Below are 20,536 nucleotides of genomic sequence, written 5' to 3'. Positions count from 1 at the left end.
CGGGCGCCTCGGTCACCGTCGGCGGGCGCGGCGTCGTCGCCGGTCCGGACGGCCGCTTCGAGGTGACGGGCCTGCCGGCCGGCGCGGCCCAGGTGCGGGTCGCCTATGTCGGTTACGCCGCCTCCAGCACCGCCGTCACGCTCACCGACGCCCAGCCGGCCGAGCTCGAGGTGACCCTCGCCGCCCAGGATCAGGTGGCCGAGGTGGTGATCACCGGCCAGCGCGCCGCCGAGCGCCGGGCCCTGCAGGTCAAGAAGGTCGCCAACAACTTCGTCGAGTCGCTGTACGCCAACGACGTGGGCAAGCTGCCCGACCAGAACGTGGCCGAGGCCGTGCGCCGCCTGCCGGGCCTCACCGTCGCCAACGACCAGGGCGAAGGCCGCTACGTGATCATCCGCGGCGTCGACCCGCGCTACGCCAACGTCACGGTCAACGGCCAGACGGCCGCCGCGCCGGAGCCCGACAACCGCCAGGTCAAGCTGGACGACATTCCCTCGTCGCTGATCGGCCAGGTGTCGGTGATCAAGAGCCTGACGGCCGACCTCGACGCCAACGCCATCGCCGGCGCCGTCGACATCGTCACCCTGTCGGCCTTCGACCGCAAAGGGACCTTCGGCAGCGCCCGCGCCGCCTACGGCCAGTTCGACCTGAACGACAAGCACCCCTACGAGGGCGACCTGACCCTGGGCGGCACGTTCGGCCCCGACAAGTCGTTCGGCGCGGTGCTGTCGGCCAACTATTCCAAGCGCCCGATCGAGTCGCAGAACGTGGCCGGCGCGTCGTGGACCACGGCGAACGGCAATCCGATCCCGGCCGACTTCGACCTGCGCGACTATAACCTCGTGCGCGAGCGCACGGGCTTCGTCGGCAATTTCGACTGGCGTCCGAACGACGACGTGCAGCTGTATCTGCGCACCCAGTACGCCAAGTTCACCGACCACGAGACGCGCGACCGCTTCCGCTTCCCGATCGCCGGCGCGATCGTTTCGACCTCGCCGACCGCCGGCACGTTCAGCAAGGCCCCCGGCACGCGCTATGTCCGTAGCCGTAACGAGGACGACAACACCAAGACCGTCTCGGTCGGCGGCAAGTTCAATGTCGGGACGGGCAAGCTCTCGATCGACGCCGCCTACAGCCGCGCCGAGAAGACCGACCCGCTGCGCAGCGAATTCCAGTTCGCCAGCGGCAAGAGCCTGAGCGGGTCGTACGACCTCTCGGACGTGCTGTTCGTGGTGAAGCCGGACGCGATCGCGCTGGATCCGGCCCAGTTCGTCTTCAAGAGCGTCAGCTATGACCGTCGCGAGGCCGTCGAGACCCTGAAGCAGGGCCGCGCCGACTACACCCTGCCGCTGGCGGCGATCGGCGAGGGCAGCAGCCTGAAGTTCGGCGTCAAGCTGACGGACCGCGAAAAGACCAACGACCGCACCTACCAGACCTATGATCCGGGCGCCCTGGCCTTCAATCTGGCCGCGCTGAACCCGTCGAGCCTGCCCTCGACCTATGACGGCCGCTACACGTTCGGTCCCAAGGTCAGCTACGCCGCGGCGCAGGCCTTCGTGACCGCCAACCCGACGGCCATCAAGCTGAACGCGTCCAAGTCGCTCAGCACCGACCTGCTCAGCGACTACGGCGTGTCGGAAAAGATCTGGGCCGGCTACGCCATGGCCACCCTGAAGCTCGGCCGCGTGACCCTGGTCCCCGGCCTGCGGGTCGAGAACACCGACGGCGACTACACGGCCAAGACCTTCAACAGCGCCACCGCCACGCGCGGCGCCGACACGACCGGCTCGAACAAGTACACGAACTGGTTCCCGAGCCTGAACGCCAAGATGGACGTCACCGACCGCCTGGTGCTGCGCGCCGCGGCGACCACGGCGATCGGCCGCGCCGACTACACCCAGCTGGCCCCGGCCATCACGGTCGACACCACGGCCAACACGGTCACCACCGGAAACCCGAACCTGAAGCCGCTGACCTCGACCAACCTCGACGCCGGCGTCGAATACTACCTGCCCGGCCAGGGCGTGCTGTCGGGCGCGGTGTTCTTCAAGGACATCCAGGACCCGATCTTCACGCGCGGCCTGCTGAACCAGGCCGGGACCTATGGCGGCGTGGCCCTGACCGGCGCCACCGTCACCACCCCGCTGAACGCCACCAAGGCCTATGTCGCCGGCGTGGAAATGAACCTTCAGTCGCAGCTGACCTTCCTGCCCGGCGCGCTGAACGGCTTCGGCGTCGGGGTCAATCTGGCCCTGATCGACTCGTCGATCCGCGGCGTCCCCGGTCGCCTGCAAAGCCTGCCGCTGGTCCAGCAATCGAAGACGGTGGGCACCGCCCAGCTGTTCTACGAAAAGCACGGCCTGACGGCGCGCGTCGCCTACTCGTACCGCTCGAAGTTCCTGTACACGATCGGCGCCGACGCCAATTCGGACATCTACTGGGACAAGCACGGCCAGGTCGACGCCCGCATCGCCTATGCGTTCGGCGACAAGGCCCGCAGCGCCACCATCTTCCTGGAGGGCGCGAACCTGAACGACGAACCCTGGCGCACCTTCGCTGGCCAGAAGGACCATCTGGGCGAGAACGAGCGCTACGGCCGCACCTTCCGCACGGGCGTGCAGCTGAGCTTCTAAGTCGCTGATTTGTAAAGATTTTCTAGGCGATCCAAGACTTGAGAGGCGGCGTCCTAACAGGCGCCGCCTTTTTCGTTCCCGAGAATAAGGCGAGAAGATGGCCAATTGCGGCGTCATTAAGGCGTCATAAAGGCGTCATTGAGGCCCAACAAACCGCCGTTATGGGCTCCCCCCAACACAAAACCGAGCGCCGCCCACCGCGACGGCGAAAAGGGGATAGTCATGACGATCCGCCACCAAGCGGCGCTGCTGCGCCGCGCCAGCCTCGTTTCCCTGATGCTGATCGCCGCCGGGGCGGCCCGGGCGGACGAGACGGCCAAGACGGACGCCACCTCGGTCAGCGACGTCATCGTCACCGCCCGCCGCCCGCTGGCCGAAAGCCAGGCCGCGGCCATGCAGGTCCAGAAGAACTCCGACTCGCTGGTCAGCGTGCTGTCGGCCGACGCGATCGGCGACCTGCCCGACCAGAACATCGCCTTCGCCGTCGGCCGCCTGCCGGGCGTCGGCGTCGAGCGCGACCAGGGCCAGGCCCGCTACATCAACCTGCGCGGCGCGCCGGTCTACTGGACCACGCTGTCGTTCGACGGCCTCAGCGTCGTCAGCCCCGAGGGCCGCGCCACCCGCTTCGACAACATCCCCTCGGCGATCGCCAGCCTGGTGACCGTCGAAAAGGCCATCGTGCCGTCGATGCCGGGCGACACGGTCGCCGGCAATGTCGACATCCGCACCCGCCGCGCCTTCGACTACAAGGGCCAGAAGATCACCGGCAAGCTGGGCGTGGGCCGGGTCAAGCTGGGCGGCGGCGACGAGATCGACAGCAGCCTGGTCTATTCGAACATCTTCGCCGACAAGCTGGGCGTCGTCGCCCAGGGCTCGTACTACTCGCGCGAAATGGCGACCGACAACTGGGAGACCGATCCCTATCTGTCGAACACGGTCGACCCGAACAAGCACTTCGCCCGCGAGCACGAGAACAAGCACTATCGCCTGACCCGCGAGAATATCTCGGCCTCGATCCGCGTCGACTACAAGTTCGACGAGAACAACTCGATCTTCGCCAGCACGATCAACACCTATTATCACGACGACGAGCTGCGCGATAACTTCATCTTCCGTCTCGATCAGGGCACGGACGCCGCCGGAAACGGCTATACCAGCGCGGCCTATATCAACGCCGCCGATCCGGTCGCGGGCACGGTCTATGGCGCGCGGATCACCGGGCGCATCGACTACCGCGACTCCAAGGAAGCCATGTCCACCAACACGGTGGGCGGCGAGCACCGCTGGAACAAGCTGGGCGCGTCCTGGCGGCTGAACTACACCTACACCCAGGACGGTCGCGACACGCCCGTGACCATGAACTTCCAGAGCCCGTCGACCTTCACGCTGCGCCCGACCGTCGAATACGACTTCCGCAACGGCGACGTGAACACGGTGCGTCTCTATCAGACCGGCGGCCTGACCAACGCCCGGCTGAAGGGCGCGCAGGTCACCAATATCGAGGACTTCCAGTTCCCGCTGACCAGCGCCGGCATGCTGAAGGGCGGCGACTTCACGGCCGCCTACACCGCCAAGGCCGACTTCGACTATGAGAGCGAGCTGTTCGGCCGCGAGACCAAGTTCAAGTTCGGCGGCCTGTGGACCGATCGCACCAAGAAGTCGCGCGAGAGCAGCTTCACCCGCCCCTATTCGGGCGCCGGCGCGCCCCTGTGGGGCCAGTTCGCCACCAACATCGGCTATCTGGGCAGCCAGAACCTGAACTACACCTTCCGCTATACGAACAAGGACTACACGACGGCCTTCGTGAAGGACCTGGTGACGACGGGCCAGGCGACCAAGAACGACACCACCGGCAACTACTGGCGCGTGGGCGAGACGATCACCGCCGGCTACGCCATGGCCACGACCCGGTTCGACTGGGGCACGATCGTCTACGGCGCGCGCGTCGAGCACATCGAGAACGAAGGCCAGGCCTATGTGAACTTCCCGGCCTCGGGGACCACGCCGGCGGGCCTGCGCCTGGTCAAGGTGAAGAGCGACGACACGCTGTACTATCCCAGCGCCCACCTGAACTGGAACCTGCGCGACGACCTGAAGCTGCGCGTCGGCCTCACCACCTCGGCCTCGCGCGCCGATTTCGACGACCTGCGTCCGAACTTCACGTTCAGCGACGCCAACCAGACGATTTCGGGCGGCAACCCCAACGCCAAGCCCGAGCGTCAGGTCGGCCTCGACACCTATCTGGAATGGTACGCCGACCGCGAGACCTTCGTCTCGGCCGGGGTGTTCTACAAGGACCTGAAGGACGTGCTGGTCCAGACCTCGAAGGTGTTCGCCGACACGTCGCTGAACAGCAACGGCGTCGACCGCTCGGGCTATGCCTTCACCAGCATCGGCAACGCCGGGGCGGGTCATATCCAGGGTCTGGAAGTCTTCTACAGCGGCACGGCCCAGAAGTTCGTCACGTCGCACGGCCTGCCGGACTGGATGGGCGGCTTCGAGACGCGCCTGTCGGGGACCTGGACCTCGTCGAAGGTCACCCTGCCGTCGGTGGGCGGCGTGCCGGCCCGCACCATCTCGGTGCTGGGCACCTCGGACGCGGTCTACAACGTCCAGGCCATCTACGAGAAATATGGCCTGACCCTGCGTCTGGCCTATCAGTACCGCACGCCCTGGGGCCAGTCGGTCGGCACGTACCGCGTCATCAATGGCGGCGTCTACGCCACCGACAACGGCGACATCTACTGGGACAGCGACCAGGAGGTCGACTTCTCGGCGCGCTACCAGGTCAACAAGCACCTGGAAGTGTTCTTCGACGCCAGCAACATCACCAATGACGGCGCCCGCCGTTACGGCGACCAGAAGCGCTATCCGATCGAGTACGAGAAGTTCGGCCCCCGCTATGTCGGCGGCGTGCGCTTCAACTTCTAATCGGCGCAAACACCCCGCGCCCACTGCCTCCCCGGTCCGCCGGGGAGGCTTCTCTTTTTTGGGGCGAGGCAATGGAATTCAACGCTCTAACCGTGTCATCCCGGCTCTACGCTACGCTTCAGCCGGGATGACACGGCAAAGCAGGGCTGAGCGCGAACCCCTACCGCCGTCCCGCCGGTCGCTCCAGCCAGTGGCGCAGGGCGCCGTTGACCGCGCCCGGGGCCTCCATCGGCGTCATGTGCCCGGCGTTGGGGATCACCACCAGGTGCGTGCAGCCGATCGCCCAGGCCATCTCGCGATGGCCGGCGGCGGGCGTGATCTGGTCGTTTTCGCCGACGATGATCAGCAGCGGGACGCGCAGCGCCTTCAGCGCCGCCTCGCCGTCCTCGCGCTCCAGGCTGTTCTGGCGCAGGAAGACCTCGCGCCCCAGGCGCTGGGTCATGTCGACGATGCGCGTGGTCAGGGCCGCATCCTCGAGGCGCGAGGCGTCGACATACGACTTCATGATCGTCTGGCCGATGCCCAGGAAGGTCCCGCCCTTGGCGGCGGCCTTGTTCAGCGCCCGGCGCTGGGCGGCGCGCTCGGGCGTGTCGACCCGGATCGAAGTGTCCAGCAGGGCCAGCCGCTCGATCCGCTCCGGCGCCAGCCGCGCGATCTCCTGGGCCACGTAGCCGCCCATCGAGAACCCGGCCAGGGCGAAGCTCGGCTCGGCGCGCGCCAGCACGTGTTCGGCCATCTCGCGGATCGTGGCGTAGGGCGTCAGGTCCGGAACCCAGATCCGCGCGACGTCGGAAAGACCGCTGATCTGGTCCCGCCACAGCCCGGCGTCGTTCAGCAGGCCGGGGAGGAGGATCAGCTGGGGAAGGGGGGAGGGCATGGTCGCGCTCATAACCTATAAAGCTCCGTCATTCCCGCCCTTGTGGCGGGAACCCCTGGTTCAGCTGACACGTGAGATGCAAGCGGACCGCCAGCGGTCCGCCCCTCCCGCCCTTGCGGCGGACAGAGGGGTTCCCGCCACAAGGGCGGGAATGACGGTGTGGTTGGAATGGGCGCCAAACAAAAAAGGGCGCCCCGAGGAGCGCCCTTTCGTCAAAGCGGTGAGCCGAAGCCTCAGGCCTCGACCATGTTCTTGGCGATGGCCGCCTCGCGCATGGTCTTCTGCAGCTTTTCGAACGCGCGGACCTCGATCTGGCGGACCCGTTCGCGGCTGACGCCGTACTGGGCGGCCAGTTCTTCCAGGGTGGTCGGCTCGTCCTTCAGGCGGCGTTCGGTCAGGATGTGGCGCTCGCGGTCGGTCAGCTCGACCATCGCCTCTTCCAGAAGCGACATCCGCAGCGACTTTTCCTCGTCCTCGGCGACGCGGGTCTCCTGGGAGACCTGCTCCTCGTCGGCCAGCCAGTCCTGCCACTCGCTCTCGCCGTCGGCGCGCAGCGGCGCGTTCAGCGACGCGTCGGGGCCCGACAGGCGGCGGTTCATCGAGATGACCTCGCTGTCCAGCACGCCCAGCTTGGTGGCGATGGCGCTGACCTGGTCGGGGTGCAGATCGCCCTCCTGGAAGGCGGCGATCTGGCTCTTGGCCTTGCGCAGGTTGAAGAACAGCTTCTTCTGGGCGGCGGTGGTGCCCATCTTCACCAGCGACCACGAGCGCAGGATGTATTCCTGGATCGAGGCGCGGATCCACCACATGGCGTAGGTGGCCAGGCGGAAGCCCTTCTCGGGCTCGAACTTCTTGACGGCCTGCATCAGGCCGACATTGCCCTCGGAGATCACCTCGCCGATCGGCAGGCCATAGCCGCGATAGCCCATGGCGATCTTGGCCACGAGGCGCAGGTGGCTGGTGACCATCTTGTGGGCCGCTTGCGGGTCCTGATGCTCCTTCCAGCGCTGGGCGAGCATGAACTCCTCGTCCTTGCTCAGCATCGGGAACTTGCGGATCTCGGTGAGATAACGCGACAAGCCGCCGTCCGGCGACATCACCGATAGGGTATTCACGGCCATCTTATTCTATCCCCTTGCGTGCGGATCCGCTGGCCAATCGCGCGCGATCATCCCCACACGGGGAACAAGATAGGTCGCGGAACGCCGGTTGAAAGGGTGGTAACGCATTTGTAATGTCCGAGTTGCGCGCTCGGATATTTTTCAGGCGGGCGCCGACAGGGGCGCCTGGTCGTCCTCGGTTTCGGGCAGGGGGCGATCGAGGGCCAGCAACGACGGCATCCACAGCGCCAAGGCCGACAGGATGATAGGCGCGATCGCGAGCCACTTGAGGCCGTCGGCATAGCCTCCCGCCGCCTTGTGCGCCATGCCGAGGATCAACGGGCCAGAGAAGGCGCCGAACTGGGCGAGCGTATTGACGCCGGCGATGGCGACGCCCAGCCGCGCGCCGTGCAGGTAGCGGGCGGGCAGGGCGGGCTGCAGGCCTTGTGTGAACATCATGAAGGTATAGAACGACAGATAGCCGCCGATCGCGACGGGAGCCGATCGCTCCGCCCCCATCACAAGGAGCGCCGAGGCGAGGCCTAACGCGGCGAGCGCCAACCAGGCGAAGCGATGCCGGCTGTGGTCCAGAACCCAGCCCCCCAACGGCAAGGCCGCCATACCGATCAGGCCCGTTGCGGAGACCAGGGCGGCGATCTGGTCTGGCTTTAAGGCGAAGGCCTCCTTGAGCGCAATCGGGCCTGTAGACGCCATCGCGGAGTTGGCGATAAAGGTCACGGCCATCGCCGCGCCGAACACCAGGACTCGCAGATCGAGAAGCATGCGGAACAGGGCGCCGAAGCCATGTTCCTCGGGGTGGGCCCGCGCCGCGTTCGTCAGCCAATCGGCCTCATCGCGGCTCAGCCAGCGGGCCTTGGCCGGCGAATCGGGCAGAAGCGCCACCAAGGCCAGGCCCAGAGCGACCGAGGGCAGCCCTTCCAGAATGAACATCCACTGCCAGCCGCGCAGGCCCGCTAGGCCGTCCAACTGCATCAGGAGGGCGGCGAGCGCGCCCATCACCAGATTGCCCACGGGAAAAGCGAGATAGAAGGCGCTGATCGCCCGGCCCCGGCGTTCGGGCGGGTACCAGGTCGACACGAAATAGATCGCGGTCGGGAAGAAGCCGGCTTCGGCGGCGCCGATCAGCATGCGCAGGCCGTAGAACTGCCAAGGCTCGCGCACCGCGGCCATGGCGGTGGAAAGCAAACCCCAGGTGATCATGATGCGCACGATCCAGCGCTTGGCGCCGATCCGCAGCATCATCAGGTTCGCTGGGACTTCGAGCAGGGCGTAGGTGATGAAGAAGGCGCTTGCCCCGGCGGCGTAGACCGCGGCGCTGAACTTCAGATCATCGTTCATCTGCAACGCCGCCAGACCGATATTGCTGCGGTCGATCAGCGCAACGATGTAGGCCAGGCCAACCAGCGGCAGAATGCGCCAGCTCACGCGTCGGAAAAGGCGCGCCTGCGCCGCGGCGTCGGTCGTCATCTTGAGGCCCCCCAGCCCAAGTCCCGTGACCGTCGCACGATACCGCGACCGACGGTGTGATAAATCGCACGCGACGAGAATTCGCGCCGGGAAGCTCGCGGATTGAGCAATGCGCCGAGCGTCGCCATACTCGCCGCGACATTCCGCCGGGAGCTCGCCGCATGTTTCGCCTCATCTTCCGCGTTCTGGTCGCCGCCGCGGGTCTGTGGCTGGCGGCGCGCATCGTGCCGGGCGTCACCGCCGACGGCTGGAAGACCTTGCTGATCGCCGGCTTCCTGTTGGGGATCGTCAACGCCGTCGTGCGGCCGGTGGTGACTCTGCTGACCTTCCCGCTGACGATCGTGACCCTGGGCCTGTTCCTGCTGGTGGTGAACGCCGCGATGATCGGGCTGGTCGCGTGGCTGCTGGACGGGCTGGCGGTTCACGGCCTGCTGGCGGGGGTCGAGGCGGCGATCGTCACCGGCGTGGTCAGCTGGGTCGGCCACCTGGCCGTGGGCGACGCCCGCCGCGAGCGCGAATAGAGAACCCGGGCGCGCCACGCGTCCTTTCAGGTCAAACGCCGGCCAGGCGCCTGGAATGTAAACACCGGCGCAAACATTGTGACGGCGCCGTGAAGTTTTCGCGAAATGCCGTTACCTCAATGCCGGTATTAGCACCTCGTTAGCCGGGAAATGGTCCTTCATTCGCCGCGAGTGGAGGCGTAACCATGTTCACCCTGCGGGACACCGTTTCCCCCCTGACGCCCGCGCGGCAGGAGGATCTCGGCAAGGCGCTGTACGACCGATTCCGCGAGGAGCCGGACACCCTGATCGTACCCGTGGTCGACGACGATCACCGCCCGATCGGCCTGGTCGAACGCAACGCCTTCTTCCTGCGCATGGCCGCCGAGTACGGCCGCGCCCTCTACGCCAACCGTCCGATCTCGACGCTGATGGACCGCGAGCCGCTGGTCGTCGACGCCGACATGGAGCTGGCGGCGTTCACCACCGACAGCCTTTCCTATCGCGCCTCGGACCTGCTGCGCGGCTTCATCGTCACCGAGGGCGGCCGCTATATCGGCGTCGGCACGGTGCTGGGCCTGCTGCAGGCCGCCAACGAAACCAACCGCCGCGGCGTCGAGGCCCTGGCCACCGCCAAGGCCGAGGTCGAGCGCGCCCAGACCTTCATGACCGCCATCGTCGAGGCCATGCCCGCCATGGTGTTCGTCAAGCGCGCCGACGACCACAGCTATGTCCTGCTGAACCGCGCGGGCGAGAAGACCCTGGGCTTCAGCCGCGACCAGGTGATCGGCAAGACCGACGCCGACATCCACGACGCCGAGCTGGCCGCCCTCTATGTCGAGCGCGACCGCGAGGTGCTGCAGTCGGGCGAGGTGAGGGTCGTCGAGGAAGACCACGTGCCGCGCCAGGACGGCAGCATGGCGATCCTCCGCACCAAGAAGATCGCGATCCTCAACGCCGAGGGCGAGCCCGAATACCTGCTGGGCGTCTCCGAGGACATCGCCGAGCGCAAGCGGGCCGAGGCCCAGATCGCGCGTCTGGCCCATTACGATCCCCTGACCGAGCTGCCCAACCGGGTGCTGTTCCAGAAGCATCTGTCCGAGGCCCTGGCCCGCCGAGCGCGCGATGGCCAGCAGCTGGCGGTGCACTTCATCGACCTGGACCGCTTCAAGACCGTCAACGACACGCTGGGCCACCCGCTGGGCGACGCCCTGCTGCGCGTCGCGGCCGAGCGCCTGCGCGGCTGCGTGCGCGAGGGCGACACCGTGGCCCGACTGGGAGGCGACGAGTTCGCCGTGGTCCAGACCGGTCTGAAGGACATGACGGGCGCCACCCGCCTGGCCAGCCGCATCGTCGAAGCCATGTCCGCGCCGTTCGATCTTCAGGGCCATCAGGTGGTGATCGGCGCCAGCGTCGGCGTCTCGGTCGCGCCCTCGGACGGCGAGGACGCCGACGAGCTGCTGAAGAAGGCCGACATGGCCCTGTACCGCGCCAAGGCCGACGGGCGCGGCGCCTTCCACTTCTTCGAACGCGCCATGGACGAGCAGCTGCAGGCGCGTCGCGCGCTGGAGCTGGATCTGCGCCGCGCGCTGCAGGCCGGCGAGTTCGAGCTGTTCTATCAGCCGCTCTACAATCTGGGCGACGAGCGGGTGACCGGCTGCGAGGCCCTGCTGCGCTGGCGCCATCCGGAGCGGGGCATGGTCTCGCCGGCCGACTTCATTCCGCTGGCCGAGGAGATCGGCCTGATCGTCCCGCTGGGCGAGTGGGTGCTGCGCAACGCCTGCGCCGAGGCCGCCCTGTGGCCGGACCACGTGCGACTGGCCGTCAACCTGTCGCCGGCCCAGTTCCGCGACCGGGGCCTGGTGCGCACCGTCGTCTCGGCCCTGGCCGCCTCGGGCCTGCCGGCCCAGCGCCTGGAGCTGGAGATCACCGAGTCGGTCCTGCTGCAGGACAGCCAGGCCAACATGACCATGCTGCACGACCTGAAGGCCCTGGGCGTGCGCATCTCGATGGACGACTTCGGCACGGGCTACAGCTCGCTGAGCTATCTGCGCAGCTTCCCGTTCGACAAGATCAAGATCGACCAGACCTTCGTCCGCGACATCCTGCACGACAGCGACGCCCTGGCTATCATCAAGGCGGTGCTGGACCTGGGCGCGTCGATGGGCGTCGTGACCACGGCCGAGGGCGTCGAAACCCAGGCCCAGCTGGACGCCCTGCGCGGCCAGGGCTGCGCCGAGATCCAAGGCTACTTCATCAGCCGCCCGGCCCCGGCGGCCGAGATCGCCCGGATGCTGGGGGTGGAGCCTCTCGCGAGCCCGGCTCAAGCCGTAACGGTGCTGACGCCCGAAGCCAAAGGCTTGTCCACGCCCCAGGCTGAAGACTTGGACCGCGCCGCGTCCTAGAGCCTGTTTAACTGGCTTTTCGAGGCCTGCCGCCCAATTTGCCATTGGCGCGGGCGGCGGCGGCCTTGCGTTCGCTCCGAACGCGTCCGCCTTCCTGACCCAGTCGCGACGCCATCCACGCCTTGGAGCCGAACACGCCGTCCACCAAAGCAGGAATATACAGATCGGCGTCGCAGCCCGGGAAGTACAGGCCCATGCCCGCGCCGACGACCTCGATATCCGCCAGCTGCTGGGGCGCGGCCTCCGCGAGGGCCTGGGTCAAGCTCGGCGGGAAGCTGAAGAACGCCCCATTCCCGAAGGCGATCTCGACGAGATCTCGAACAGCGTCATAGCGCGCCGACACCGCCCGAGGCCGCGTGGCGATCAGCGCTTCACCTCGCGCCGTCGCCGCTTCGATCTCCTCATCGGTAATCGCCATGCACGCGTTTCCATTCGGCGCAGAGCATTTCGAGGTTCGCCTCGACCTGCTCGATGATGGGCCGCAGCTCCCGCGCCAGGAAGCCGTGGTTCTCTCGAAGGGTCACGGGTCCGTGCGGAAGGGGCGCGTCCTGGCAGTCGAGCAGCAGGACAGCGGCTTGCTCGACGCCCACGACGTGCACATGGCTAGGACGGTGGTCTTCCGAATAGATGACGACCCGGACCTTACCGTGGCGCAAGAGCGTGACCATGCCGAGACTACCAAAAACCCAAGCGTTTGGGAATGGTAGGCCATTTTCGGCCCGCAAGCGCGAAGAAAGCCCGTTAAGGTTGTTAATTTAGGCGATTCGCCTCAAGGCCGCACCCAGGTCCTCGACCATCTCCGGCGTCGTGGCCCAGGAGCACATGAAGCGCACCGTCCCGTCCAGGAACCGGTAGACGAACCAGCCCTCGCCGCGCAGGCGTTCCAGGGCGGGCTCGTCCATCTCGACGAACAGCCCGTTGGCCTCGACCGGATGGCGGATCGGGAAGGGCATCAGCGCGGCCAGCTTGCGCGCCATGGCGTTGGCGTGGGCGGCGCGGGCGGCCCAGGGCCCCGTCCCACCGTCCTCGCCCAGCAGACCCAGCCACGGCGCGGCCAGGAACCGGCCCTTGCTGACCAGCTGGCCGGCGTGCTTGAGCCGGGCGTCGAGGCGGCGGGCGTGGTCCGGGTTCAGGAACACCACGGCCTCGGTGGGGGTGGAGCCGGCCTTGGTCCCGCCGATGACGAGGACGTCGACGCCCAGCTTCGCGACGCTCTTCAGGTCGAAGCCGGCCGCGACCGCGTTGGCCAGCCGCGCGCCGTCCAGGTGGACGCCGTAGCCCTTGGCCTTGACCGGGGCGATCAGCGACCGGAGATGCGCTTCCGTATAGACCGTGCCGTACTCGGTGGCGGTGGTCAGGGACAGGGCCGCGGCGGGCTGGTTGTACGACACCTCGGGGCGAGCCAAGGCGGCCTCCAGTCCGGGCAGGTCGATCCGGCCCGAGGCGCCGGGCAGGCCGATCAGGCCGACGCCCTGGCCAAAGAACCCCGGCGCGCCGGTCTCGTCGGTGCAGATATGGGCGTGCTCGTGCGCCAGCACCGCTTCGTGCGGTTGGGCCAGCAAGGTGAGGGCGAAGGCGTTGGCGGCCGTGCCCGAGGCGGTGAACCGCACCTCGGCGTCGGCGTCCAGCAGGGCGCGGATCCGGTCGGCGGCGGCCTTGCTGACATGGTCGGTCCCGTAACCCGAGGCGACGCCGGCGTTGGCGGCGACCAGGGCCTCCATGACTTCCGGCATGGCGCCGGCGACATTGTCGGAGGCGAAATCGTAGCGGGCCATGGGTCCTCGACGGGCAAGCTTTCGGAGGGCCGATCCGATGCCACGCCAAGGCGCCTCCGTCCATATCCCCTCCCCCTCGATGGGGGAGGGGCAGGGGTGGGGGTGATGCGGCGTTTGAAGCCGTGCTCAGACCGACCTCAGTGGTTCACCCCCATCCCCGACCCTTCCCCCATCAAGGGGGAAGGGGGCGCGCTTTAGAGTTCTCTAGCCCAGGCCCTCACGTCCTCGACGAACAGCCCCGGCTCCTCCATCGCCGCGAAGTGGCCGCCGCGCGGCATCTCGCTCCAGCGGGTGATGTTGTACGCGCGGTCGGCCCACGAGCGGGGCGGGGGCTTGTAGATGCTCTCGCCCGGGAAGTTGGCGAAGGCGGTCGGGGTCTCGCAGCGCTGGCCCTCGGCCAGCACCGGGCCGCCTTCCTCCAGCATGGCGCGATAGTACCAGGCGCCGGTCGTGAAGGACCCCGTCATCACGTAGATCATCACGTTGGTCAGCAACTGGTCGCGACTGAACACCCGCTCGAAGGGCTTCTCGGACAAGTCGGCCCAGTCATGGAAGCGCTCCAGGATCCAGGCGGCCTGGCCGACCGGGTTGCTGGCGCCCAGCCAGGCGACCGACTGCGGCTTGCTGGCCTGCAGGCGGAAATAGGCCCCCCAGAGATCCATCTGGGCGCCGAAGCCGGTGATCCAGGCGATCTCCTCGGGCGTGGTCGGCGGGCCGGCGGGGCGCAGGCCGATCATGTTCAGGTGGATGGCCTTGACGTGGGCGGCCTGGTCGAGGCCCAGCCACGAGGTCACGAGCCCGCCCCAGTCGCCGCCTTGGGCCAGATAGCTCGAATAGCCGAGCTCGCGGGTCATCAGCGTGTCGAACAGGCGCGCCGTGGCCCGCTGGCCCAGCGGGCGCTTCGGCTTGCCCGAGAAGCCGAAGCCCGGCAGCGACGGGATGACGAGGTCGAAGGCGTCGGCCGGATCGCCGCCGTGGCGCGACGGGAAGGCCAGGGGCTCGATGGCGTCCCAGAACTCGAAGTGGCTGCCCGGCCAGCCGTGGCTGATCAGCAGGGGCCGCCGCCCGCCCGCCTCGCCGACCACGTGGACGAAATGGATGTCGAGATCCTCGATCGTCGCGGTGAACTGCGGGAAGCGGTTCAGGTTGGCCTGGGCGGCGGCGATGTCGAAGCCGTCCGTCCAGTAGGCGCGGATCTCGCGGAGGAAGTCGGCGTCGCAGCCATAGGCCCAGCCGCCGCCCGCTTGTCCGGTTTCTGGCGCGGGGGGGAAGTCGTAGGCGCGAACCTGGGCCAGCACCTTGTCGATGGCCTCGCGGCTCCAGTTGACCTCGAACGGCGTCGGCATGGCGGCTCTCCCGTGTTTTGCGGGAGGGTCGGCTTCTTTCCCCGAGGGAGGTCAAATCAAACTGTGTCATCCCGGCCGGAGCGTAGCGGAGAGCCGGGACCCAGGGGCCGCAAGCACAGCGCTCTTTCACCCCCTGGGTCCCGGATAGCCTCTGCGAGGCTTCCGGGATGACACGGGATTTTGGACCTCAAGCCGCCGCCGCCGCCACTCTCGCCCGCACCTTCGGCCAAAGGATATTCACCGCCAAGCCCGTCAGCACCAGCGCCGCGGCGATCAGCTTCCAGGCCGGCAGGCCCTCGTGCAGCAAAAGGGCCGAGGCGCCCATGCCGAAGACGGGCACCAGGAGGGCCATCGGCGTGATCGTCGCGGCCGGATGGCGGGCCAGCAGCCAGCCCCAGGCGGCGTAGCCGAACATCGTGTTGCCCACCGCCTGCCAGGCGACGGCGGCCCAGGTCGCCGCGTCCGCGCCCGTCACGCCCTTGACGATGGCCGGCCAGCCCTCCAGCCACAGCGACATGGCGAAAAGCGGCGGGATCGAGAACAGGCTCGCCCAGACCACATAGCCCAGCATGTTCACCGGCCCGGCTTGGCGCGCGACGATGTTGCCGCCCGACCAACTGGCGGCCGCCAGCAGCACCAGCAAGACGCCCAGCGGCGTGGCCGAGCCGCCGCCGTGCGCGGCGATCAGCAGGATGCCCGAGGCGGCCAGCAGCAGGGCCACGATCTGGAAGCCGCGCACCTGCTCCTTGCTGATCGCCATGGCCATGCCGATGGTGAAGAACACCTGGGTCTGCACCACCAGTGACGCCAGGCCCGGCGAGATGTGGCCCTTCATGGCCACGAACAGCAGGCCAAACTGCCCGGCCCCGATCAGCACGCCATAGGCGGCGAGGTTCTTCCACGGAACGGCCGGCCGCTTGACGAAGAACGCCATCGGCAGCAGCACCAGCGTGAAGCGCAGGGTGGCGAACAGCAGCGGCGGCAGGTGGTTGAGGCCGATCCGGATGACGACGAAGTTCGTCCCCCAGACGGCCACCACGGCCAGGGCCAGCAGCAGGTGGCGCAGAGGCAGGGGCGCGTGGGTCATGACCGCTCCGTTCGTCCGGGATCACGGTCCGGCTTGCCCCCTGGCTGGCCGCGCCGCAATCGAAACATTGTCCCGATGACAATGCGCCGGGCGCGCCTCGAACGCTTGTTTGACGGCATCGCGCCCGCCGCCTAGCTTGGCGGCTCACGGGGAGAAGACGCCATGGCCTGGGATCTGCTGGTCGCCAAGACCGATCTGCGCCGGACGGAGATCCGCGAGGTCGAGCCGCCGCCGCTGGCCGACGGCCAGGCGCGCCTGGCGATCGAGAGCTTCGCCCTGACCGCCAACAACATCACCTACGCCGTGTTCGGCGAGGCGATGCGCTACTGGGACTTCTTCCCGGCCCCAGACGGCTTTGGCCGCGTGCCGGTCTGGGGCTATGCCCGGGTCGAGGCCTCGGCCCATCCGGACCTGGCCGTCGGCCAGCGGTTCTACGGCTATTGGCCGATGTCCACCCACCTGACCGTGGAGGCCAAGGCCAGCAAGGGCGGCTTCACCGACGTCGCGCCGCACCGCCTGCCGCTGCCGGTGGTCTACAACCAGTACCAGTCGGTCGGGGCCGAGGACGCGTCGGAGGCCTATCGCGCCCTGCTGCAGCCGCTGTTCGTCACCTCGTTCCTGATCGACGACCAGCTGGACGAGGCCGGCTTCCACGGCGCGGCCCGCGTGATCCTGTCCAGCGCCTCGTCCAAGACCGCGATCGCCCTGGCGGCCCTGTTGAAGCGGCGCGGGGCGGTGAAGGTCGTCGGCCTGACCTCGCCGCGCAACCAGGCGTTCGTCGAGGGCCTCGGCTTCTATGACGAGGTGGTGCTCTACGACGATATCGCCGGAGCGGCGATCGACGGCGGCGCGGTGTTCGTCGACTTCGCCGGCGACAGCGCCGTGCTCGGCGCGGTGCACCACCGGTTCGGCGACGCCCTGAAGGCCTCGATCCTGGTCGGCGGCACCCACTGGGAGGTCCCGCGCGTCCAGGCGGCGCTGCCCGGCCCCAAGCCCGCCTTCTTCTTCGCCCCCGACCGCATCGCCAAGCGCCGGACCGACTGGGCGCCGGGCGAGTTCGAAACCCGCTACGGCGCGGCCTGGACCCCCTTCGCCGCCGACGCGCCGCGCTGGCTGAAGGTGCGGGACGGGCAGGGGCCGGACGCCATCCGCGCGGCCTATCTGGAACAGGTCGATGGCGGGACGGCGGCGGATGTGGGGATGGTGCTGCGGCCGTAGCGGCGACTCTCAGTCCTGGGCGTCGCGGGCCAGCAGCGCGCCTTCAGCCGGATAGACCGCTTCGAACCGGTCCAAGGCCCGGCTCCAGGCGAACGCCGGGGGCGACAGCCACAGCGTCAGCTCGCGCAGCAGGCGGTGATGCCGATGGAGATCCCAGTGCAGGATCGGCTCGTGATGGGCGACCCGGTTGCGCAGCAGCCGGATCTGAGTGAGCGGTCGCGAGAAGTCCTTGCGCGTCAAACCCTTGCCCTCGCGGACGGCGATGAACCGCAAGGTCGAACGCCAGAGGTCCTCGTAGGCGGGACTGAACATCGCCGTCCAGAAGCTGAAGCTGAGGGCCGCCACGACCCGGCCCGCCGTTGTGTCCTTGCCCTCGGCTTCCAGGTCGCGGATCGCCTCGGCGACCTGGGCTCGCTGGAGCGGCGCTTTGATCAGGTCGGCGTCCTGGAACCAGCGCTCGCCGTGCTTGGCCGCCATCACGGTGTGGATGCGATTACGCAGACTGACTTCCAGGGTCTGGAGCGCGATGTAGAGCGCCTCGGACACTCGGGTGTTGAGCGTGTAGAGGTCCAAGGCCCGCTCGCGATCCCCGCCGGCCCAGGCGACATAGCGGCCGAACCGCTCAAGCGAGAGCGCCGTTTCCATGTCGTCGATCCGCGCCATGGCTCAGCCCATTCTTGCAAGGCGGCGGGGTTTCATCTATCTTTCCCCTCGGACACCCCGGTTTCGCCTCTGCGTCAGCATGCGGCCGGGGTAATTCGTCTTCAGGCCCGGCGCCCGCTCGCGCGCTGAATTCGACCGACCGGCCACCCGCTTCTCGGAATTACTCTAGGTTGTTATCGCGCGACTTTTCAACGAAGAAGTCCGCGCGCGACGCGCGTCGTCGATGCCTGCGTCCGAATCCACCTAAAATGGACCGTCTCTACGCGGCCGCCTGGTCGAGGTCGTCCAGACCGACGTCCAGCAAGGTCCGCAGCGCCGCGGCGCCGTCGGGCGTCAGGCGGGCGGCGCGGCCCTTGGGCTCCAGCGCCAGCCAGCCGCGCGCGACCATCGCGTTCAACAGCGCCACGCCTAGAGGACCGGCCAGGTGATGGCGGCGCTCGGTCCAGTCCAGGCACTGGCGCGCGACGCCGCGCGGCGACCGCAGCCCGTCGAGCCCGACGCCCAGCGCCTCGAACCAGTCGCGGCCTTCGGGCGTGACCGCGTAGCGCTTGTCCTGTTCCGGGCGGATCAGGTCGCGGGCGACCAGGGCCTCGCAGACCCTCACGCCCAGCCGTCCGGCCAGATGTCCGTAGCAGCAGCGGGCGTCGCGCAAGGCGCGGGCCTTGGGCGAGCGGGGAACCGCCAGGGAGCGGACGGGGGCGGCCAGCACCGCCAGCGCCTCCAGCGCGTGCGCCACCTCGGACGAGGCCAGGCGATAATAGCGGTGACGCCCCTCGCGCTCGACGGCCAGCAGTCCGCCGTCGACCAGCCTGGCCAGGTGGTTGCTGGCGGCCTGGGCGGTGACGCCGGCGGCCCAGGCCAGGGCGCTGGCCGGCTGGGCGCGGCCGTCCATCAGCGCCTGCAGCATGGCGGCGCGGGTCGGCTCGCCGATCAGGGCGGCGGGGGAGGCGATATTGGCGTCCATCGACGGCATCCTAGACCCATCGCGCTCGGAATGGTTCATCGACGCGTGTAGCAATCGGGCCGCGCGGCGGGTCAAACCGGGGCATGAGCACCGCGTCTTCCCGCCTGGCCTGGATCACGGCCGCCGCCAGCTTCGGCTTCCTGGTCACCCAGCTGGACGTGACCATCGTCAATGTCGCGCTCGACGCCCTGGGCCGAGCGCTGGGCGCGCGGACGGCGGCGCTGCAATGGGTGGTGGACGCCTATGTGCTGGCGCTGGCGGCGATGCTGCTGTCGGCGGGCGCGATCGGCGATCGGGTCGGGCCCAAGCGGGCGTTCATCGCGGGGCTCGTGCTGTTCGGCCTGGCCTCGGCGGCCTGCGGCCTCGCGACGAGCCCGGCGGCCCTGATCGGCGGGCGGGTGGCCCAGGGCGCGGCCGGCGCGTTGTTGATCCCGCCGTCCCTGGCCCTGATCGCCCACGCCGCCCATGGCGACGACAAGAAGCGCGCCGCCGCCGTGGGCTGGTGGACCGCCGCCGGCGGGGTGTCGATCGCCGCCGGACCGGTGCTGGGCGGCCTGCTGGTGGAGAGTCTCGGCTGGCGCTGGGTGTTCTTCGTCAACCTGCCGCTCTGCGCGATCGGCGCCGCCCTGACGGCCATCGTCGCGCCCACGACGCCGCCCAGGCCCAAGGTCCCGTTCGATGCGCCCGGCCAGGCCCTGGCCGTCGCCGCCGTCACCCTGCTGGTCGGTGGGCTGATCGAGGGCGGCCATCGGGGCTGGAGCGGCGCGCCGACCGCCTGCCTGATCGCGGGCGTGGCCCTGGCCTTGGTCTTCGGGCTGTACGAGCGCCAAGCCCCGCACCCGGCCATGCCGCCGGCCGTGTTCCGCCGGCGTCCGGCCTGGACGGCGGTGGTCGTCGGCTCGACCCTGAACTTCACCTATTACGGCCTGATCTTCGTGCTGGGACTCTATCTGTCGCGAGCGCTGGGCTGGAGCCCATCGCGGGCGCGCCTGGCCTTCCTGCCGCTGACGGCGACCTTCGTCGTCTCGAACCTCTTGAGCGGCGCTCTGGTCGCGCGGCTGGGCGCGGGGGCGGTCACCGCCGGCGGGGTGCTGATCGCGGCCTGCGGCTACGCCCTGACCGCGCGGCTGGGCGCGGCGAGCGGCTTTCTCGACATGCTGCCGGGCTTCGCCTTGATCCCCGGCGGCATGGGCCTGGCCATCCCCGCCCTGACCAGCGGCCTGCTGGCCAGCGTCGACCGGTCCGAGGCCGGCGCGGCGTCGGGGACGCTCAACGCCTGCCGCCAGGTCGGCGGCGCGGCGGGGGTGGCGATCTTCGGGGCGCTGGCGGGGGCGGACCTGGTGACGGGGTTGCGCGCGTCGGGCTTGGTCGCGGCCGTCATGCTGGTCGCGGCGGCGGTCATTCTCCTTCTCCCCTTGCGGGAGAAGGTGGCGCGCAGCGCCGGATGAGGGGTTGAAAGGCTTTTCCGGCGACGGCGCGACCCCTCACCCGCCCCCCGGCTTTGGCCGGGGCCACCCGCAAGGGGAGAGGGGAAGACGAAAACGCCCGC

General features: G+C 68.8%; 15 protein-coding genes and 3 pseudogenes. 7 read left to right on the top strand and 11 right to left on the bottom strand.

Features of this window, described 5'->3' with window-relative positions:
- The coding region (locus Q0V34_RS11525; protein WP_297511848.1) for a TonB-dependent receptor at nt 1-2,633 on the top strand (2,633 nt) is incomplete at its 5' end.
- Nucleotides 2,634-2,855: 222 nt separating this feature from the next.
- Nucleotides 2,856-5,564, top strand: coding sequence for a TonB-dependent receptor (locus tag Q0V34_RS11520; protein WP_297511846.1), 2,709 nt, complete (start codon nt 2,856-2,858; stop codon nt 5,562-5,564).
- A 160-nt stretch (nt 5,565-5,724) separates the two neighbouring features.
- Here the strand turns inward: Q0V34_RS11520 and Q0V34_RS11515 are convergent, their stop codons facing one another.
- The 4 genes and pseudogenes from Q0V34_RS11515 to Q0V34_RS11500 all read right to left on the bottom strand — a co-directional run bounded on the left by Q0V34_RS11515 (nt 5,725) and on the right by Q0V34_RS11500 (nt 9,029).
- Complete coding sequence (locus Q0V34_RS11515) at nt 5,725-6,453, bottom strand: alpha/beta hydrolase (protein WP_297511845.1); 729 nt, start codon at nt 6,451-6,453, stop codon at nt 5,725-5,727.
- A gap of 16 nt (nt 6,454-6,469) precedes the next feature.
- Nucleotides 6,470-6,601 (bottom strand): annotated as a pseudogene (locus Q0V34_RS11510) (hypothetical protein); the annotation flags it as partial.
- Between the two features lie 73 nt (nt 6,602-6,674).
- Complete coding sequence (gene rpoH, locus Q0V34_RS11505) at nt 6,675-7,562, bottom strand: RNA polymerase sigma factor RpoH (RefSeq protein WP_297511843.1); 888 nt, start codon at nt 7,560-7,562, stop codon at nt 6,675-6,677.
- A 141-nt stretch (nt 7,563-7,703) separates the two neighbouring features.
- Nucleotides 7,704-9,029: an MFS transporter gene (locus tag Q0V34_RS11500; RefSeq protein WP_297511841.1), complete on the bottom strand. Its 1,326-nt coding sequence runs from the start codon at nt 9,027-9,029 to the stop codon at nt 7,704-7,706.
- A 161-nt stretch (nt 9,030-9,190) separates the two neighbouring features.
- Between Q0V34_RS11500 and Q0V34_RS11495 the strand changes: the two genes are divergently transcribed.
- Nucleotides 9,191-9,550, top strand: a complete 360-nt coding sequence (locus Q0V34_RS11495) for a phage holin family protein (protein ID WP_297511839.1) — start codon at nt 9,191-9,193, stop codon at nt 9,548-9,550.
- A gap of 185 nt (nt 9,551-9,735) precedes the next feature.
- Nucleotides 9,736-11,835: pseudogene (locus tag Q0V34_RS11490) on the top strand (putative bifunctional diguanylate cyclase/phosphodiesterase); the annotation flags it as partial.
- 106 nt (nt 11,836-11,941) lie between these two features.
- Here Q0V34_RS11490 and Q0V34_RS11485 read toward each other — a convergent pair.
- From Q0V34_RS11485 to Q0V34_RS11470, 4 genes are all read right to left on the bottom strand, one after another.
- Nucleotides 11,942-12,352, bottom strand: a complete 411-nt coding sequence (locus tag Q0V34_RS11485; RefSeq protein WP_297511837.1) for a DUF2442 domain-containing protein — start codon at nt 12,350-12,352, stop codon at nt 11,942-11,944.
- A complete protein-coding gene (locus Q0V34_RS11480; RefSeq protein WP_297511835.1) occupies nt 12,336-12,602 on the bottom strand; it encodes a DUF4160 domain-containing protein in 267 nt (88 codons plus the stop codon). The genes Q0V34_RS11485 and Q0V34_RS11480 overlap by 17 nt, the downstream gene beginning before the upstream one ends.
- Nucleotides 12,603-12,689: 87 nt before the next feature.
- Complete coding sequence (locus tag Q0V34_RS11475) at nt 12,690-13,709, bottom strand: low specificity L-threonine aldolase (protein WP_297511833.1); 1,020 nt, start codon at nt 13,707-13,709, stop codon at nt 12,690-12,692.
- A 194-nt stretch (nt 13,710-13,903) separates the two neighbouring features.
- On the bottom strand, nt 13,904-15,055 hold the full coding sequence (locus Q0V34_RS11470) for an epoxide hydrolase family protein (protein ID WP_297511831.1): 1,152 nt from the start codon (nt 15,053-15,055) through the stop codon (nt 13,904-13,906).
- Nucleotides 15,056-15,110: 55 nt separating this feature from the next.
- Here Q0V34_RS11470 and Q0V34_RS11465 point away from each other — a divergent pair.
- Nucleotides 15,111-15,200 (top strand): annotated as a pseudogene (locus Q0V34_RS11465) (hypothetical protein); the annotation flags it as partial.
- A 42-nt stretch (nt 15,201-15,242) separates the two neighbouring features.
- On the opposite strand, the gene Q0V34_RS11460 reads toward Q0V34_RS11465, so the two are convergent.
- A complete protein-coding gene (locus tag Q0V34_RS11460; protein WP_297511829.1) occupies nt 15,243-16,142 on the bottom strand; it encodes an EamA family transporter in 900 nt (299 codons plus the stop codon).
- Nucleotides 16,143-16,304: 162 nt separating this feature from the next.
- Between Q0V34_RS11460 and Q0V34_RS11455 the strand changes: the two genes are divergently transcribed.
- A complete protein-coding gene (locus tag Q0V34_RS11455; RefSeq protein ID WP_297511826.1) occupies nt 16,305-17,360 on the top strand; it encodes a DUF2855 family protein in 1,056 nt (351 codons plus the stop codon).
- Nucleotides 17,361-17,369: 9 nt separating this feature from the next.
- Here the strand turns inward: Q0V34_RS11455 and Q0V34_RS11450 are convergent, their stop codons facing one another.
- Both Q0V34_RS11450 and Q0V34_RS11445 read right to left on the bottom strand, forming a co-directional pair.
- Nucleotides 17,370-18,023, bottom strand: coding sequence for an Abi family protein (locus Q0V34_RS11450; RefSeq protein ID WP_297511824.1), 654 nt, complete (start codon nt 18,021-18,023; stop codon nt 17,370-17,372).
- A 259-nt stretch (nt 18,024-18,282) separates the two neighbouring features.
- A complete protein-coding gene (locus Q0V34_RS11445) occupies nt 18,283-18,987 on the bottom strand; it encodes a helix-turn-helix transcriptional regulator (RefSeq protein WP_297511822.1) in 705 nt (234 codons plus the stop codon).
- An 83-nt stretch (nt 18,988-19,070) separates the two neighbouring features.
- Here Q0V34_RS11445 and Q0V34_RS11440 point away from each other — a divergent pair, with 83 nt between their 5' ends.
- Nucleotides 19,071-20,435, top strand: coding sequence for an MFS transporter (locus Q0V34_RS11440; protein WP_297511820.1), 1,365 nt, complete (start codon nt 19,071-19,073; stop codon nt 20,433-20,435).
- Nucleotides 20,436-20,536 lie beyond the last annotated feature (101 nt).

This window comes from uncultured Caulobacter sp. (assembly GCF_947036865.1).
In the GTDB taxonomy this organism is placed as follows: domain Bacteria; phylum Pseudomonadota; class Alphaproteobacteria; order Caulobacterales; family Caulobacteraceae; genus Caulobacter.
This window is presented reverse-complemented; position numbering and strand designations above follow the sequence as displayed.

What these genes read in the sequence shown, in the direction of transcription:
- Q0V34_RS11520 (WP_297511846.1), top strand. Translation starts at nt 2,856, where the DNA reads ATGACGATCCGCCACCAAGCGGCGCTGCTGCGCCGCGCCAGCCTCGTT.
- Q0V34_RS11515 (WP_297511845.1), bottom strand. Translation starts at nt 6,453, where the DNA reads ATGAGCGCGACCATGCCCTCCCCCCTTCCCCAGCTGATCCTCCTCCCC.
- rpoH (WP_297511843.1), bottom strand. Translation starts at nt 7,562, where the DNA reads ATGGCCGTGAATACCCTATCGGTGATGTCGCCGGACGGCGGCTTGTCG.
- Q0V34_RS11500 (WP_297511841.1), bottom strand. Translation starts at nt 9,029, where the DNA reads ATGACGACCGACGCCGCGGCGCAGGCGCGCCTTTTCCGACGCGTGAGC.
- Q0V34_RS11495 (WP_297511839.1), top strand. Translation starts at nt 9,191, where the DNA reads ATGTTTCGCCTCATCTTCCGCGTTCTGGTCGCCGCCGCGGGTCTGTGG.
- Q0V34_RS11485 (WP_297511837.1), bottom strand. Translation starts at nt 12,352, where the DNA reads ATGGCGATTACCGATGAGGAGATCGAAGCGGCGACGGCGCGAGGTGAA.
- Q0V34_RS11480 (WP_297511835.1), bottom strand. Translation starts at nt 12,602, where the DNA reads ATGGTCACGCTCTTGCGCCACGGTAAGGTCCGGGTCGTCATCTATTCG.
- Q0V34_RS11475 (WP_297511833.1), bottom strand. Translation starts at nt 13,709, where the DNA reads ATGGCCCGCTACGATTTCGCCTCCGACAATGTCGCCGGCGCCATGCCG.
- Q0V34_RS11470 (WP_297511831.1), bottom strand. Translation starts at nt 15,055, where the DNA reads ATGCCGACGCCGTTCGAGGTCAACTGGAGCCGCGAGGCCATCGACAAG.
- Q0V34_RS11460 (WP_297511829.1), bottom strand. Translation starts at nt 16,142, where the DNA reads ATGACCCACGCGCCCCTGCCTCTGCGCCACCTGCTGCTGGCCCTGGCC.
- Q0V34_RS11455 (WP_297511826.1), top strand. Translation starts at nt 16,305, where the DNA reads ATGGCCTGGGATCTGCTGGTCGCCAAGACCGATCTGCGCCGGACGGAG.
- Q0V34_RS11450 (WP_297511824.1), bottom strand. Translation starts at nt 18,023, where the DNA reads ATGGCGCGGATCGACGACATGGAAACGGCGCTCTCGCTTGAGCGGTTC.
- Q0V34_RS11445 (WP_297511822.1), bottom strand. Translation starts at nt 18,987, where the DNA reads ATGGACGCCAATATCGCCTCCCCCGCCGCCCTGATCGGCGAGCCGACC.
- Q0V34_RS11440 (WP_297511820.1), top strand. Translation starts at nt 19,071, where the DNA reads ATGAGCACCGCGTCTTCCCGCCTGGCCTGGATCACGGCCGCCGCCAGC.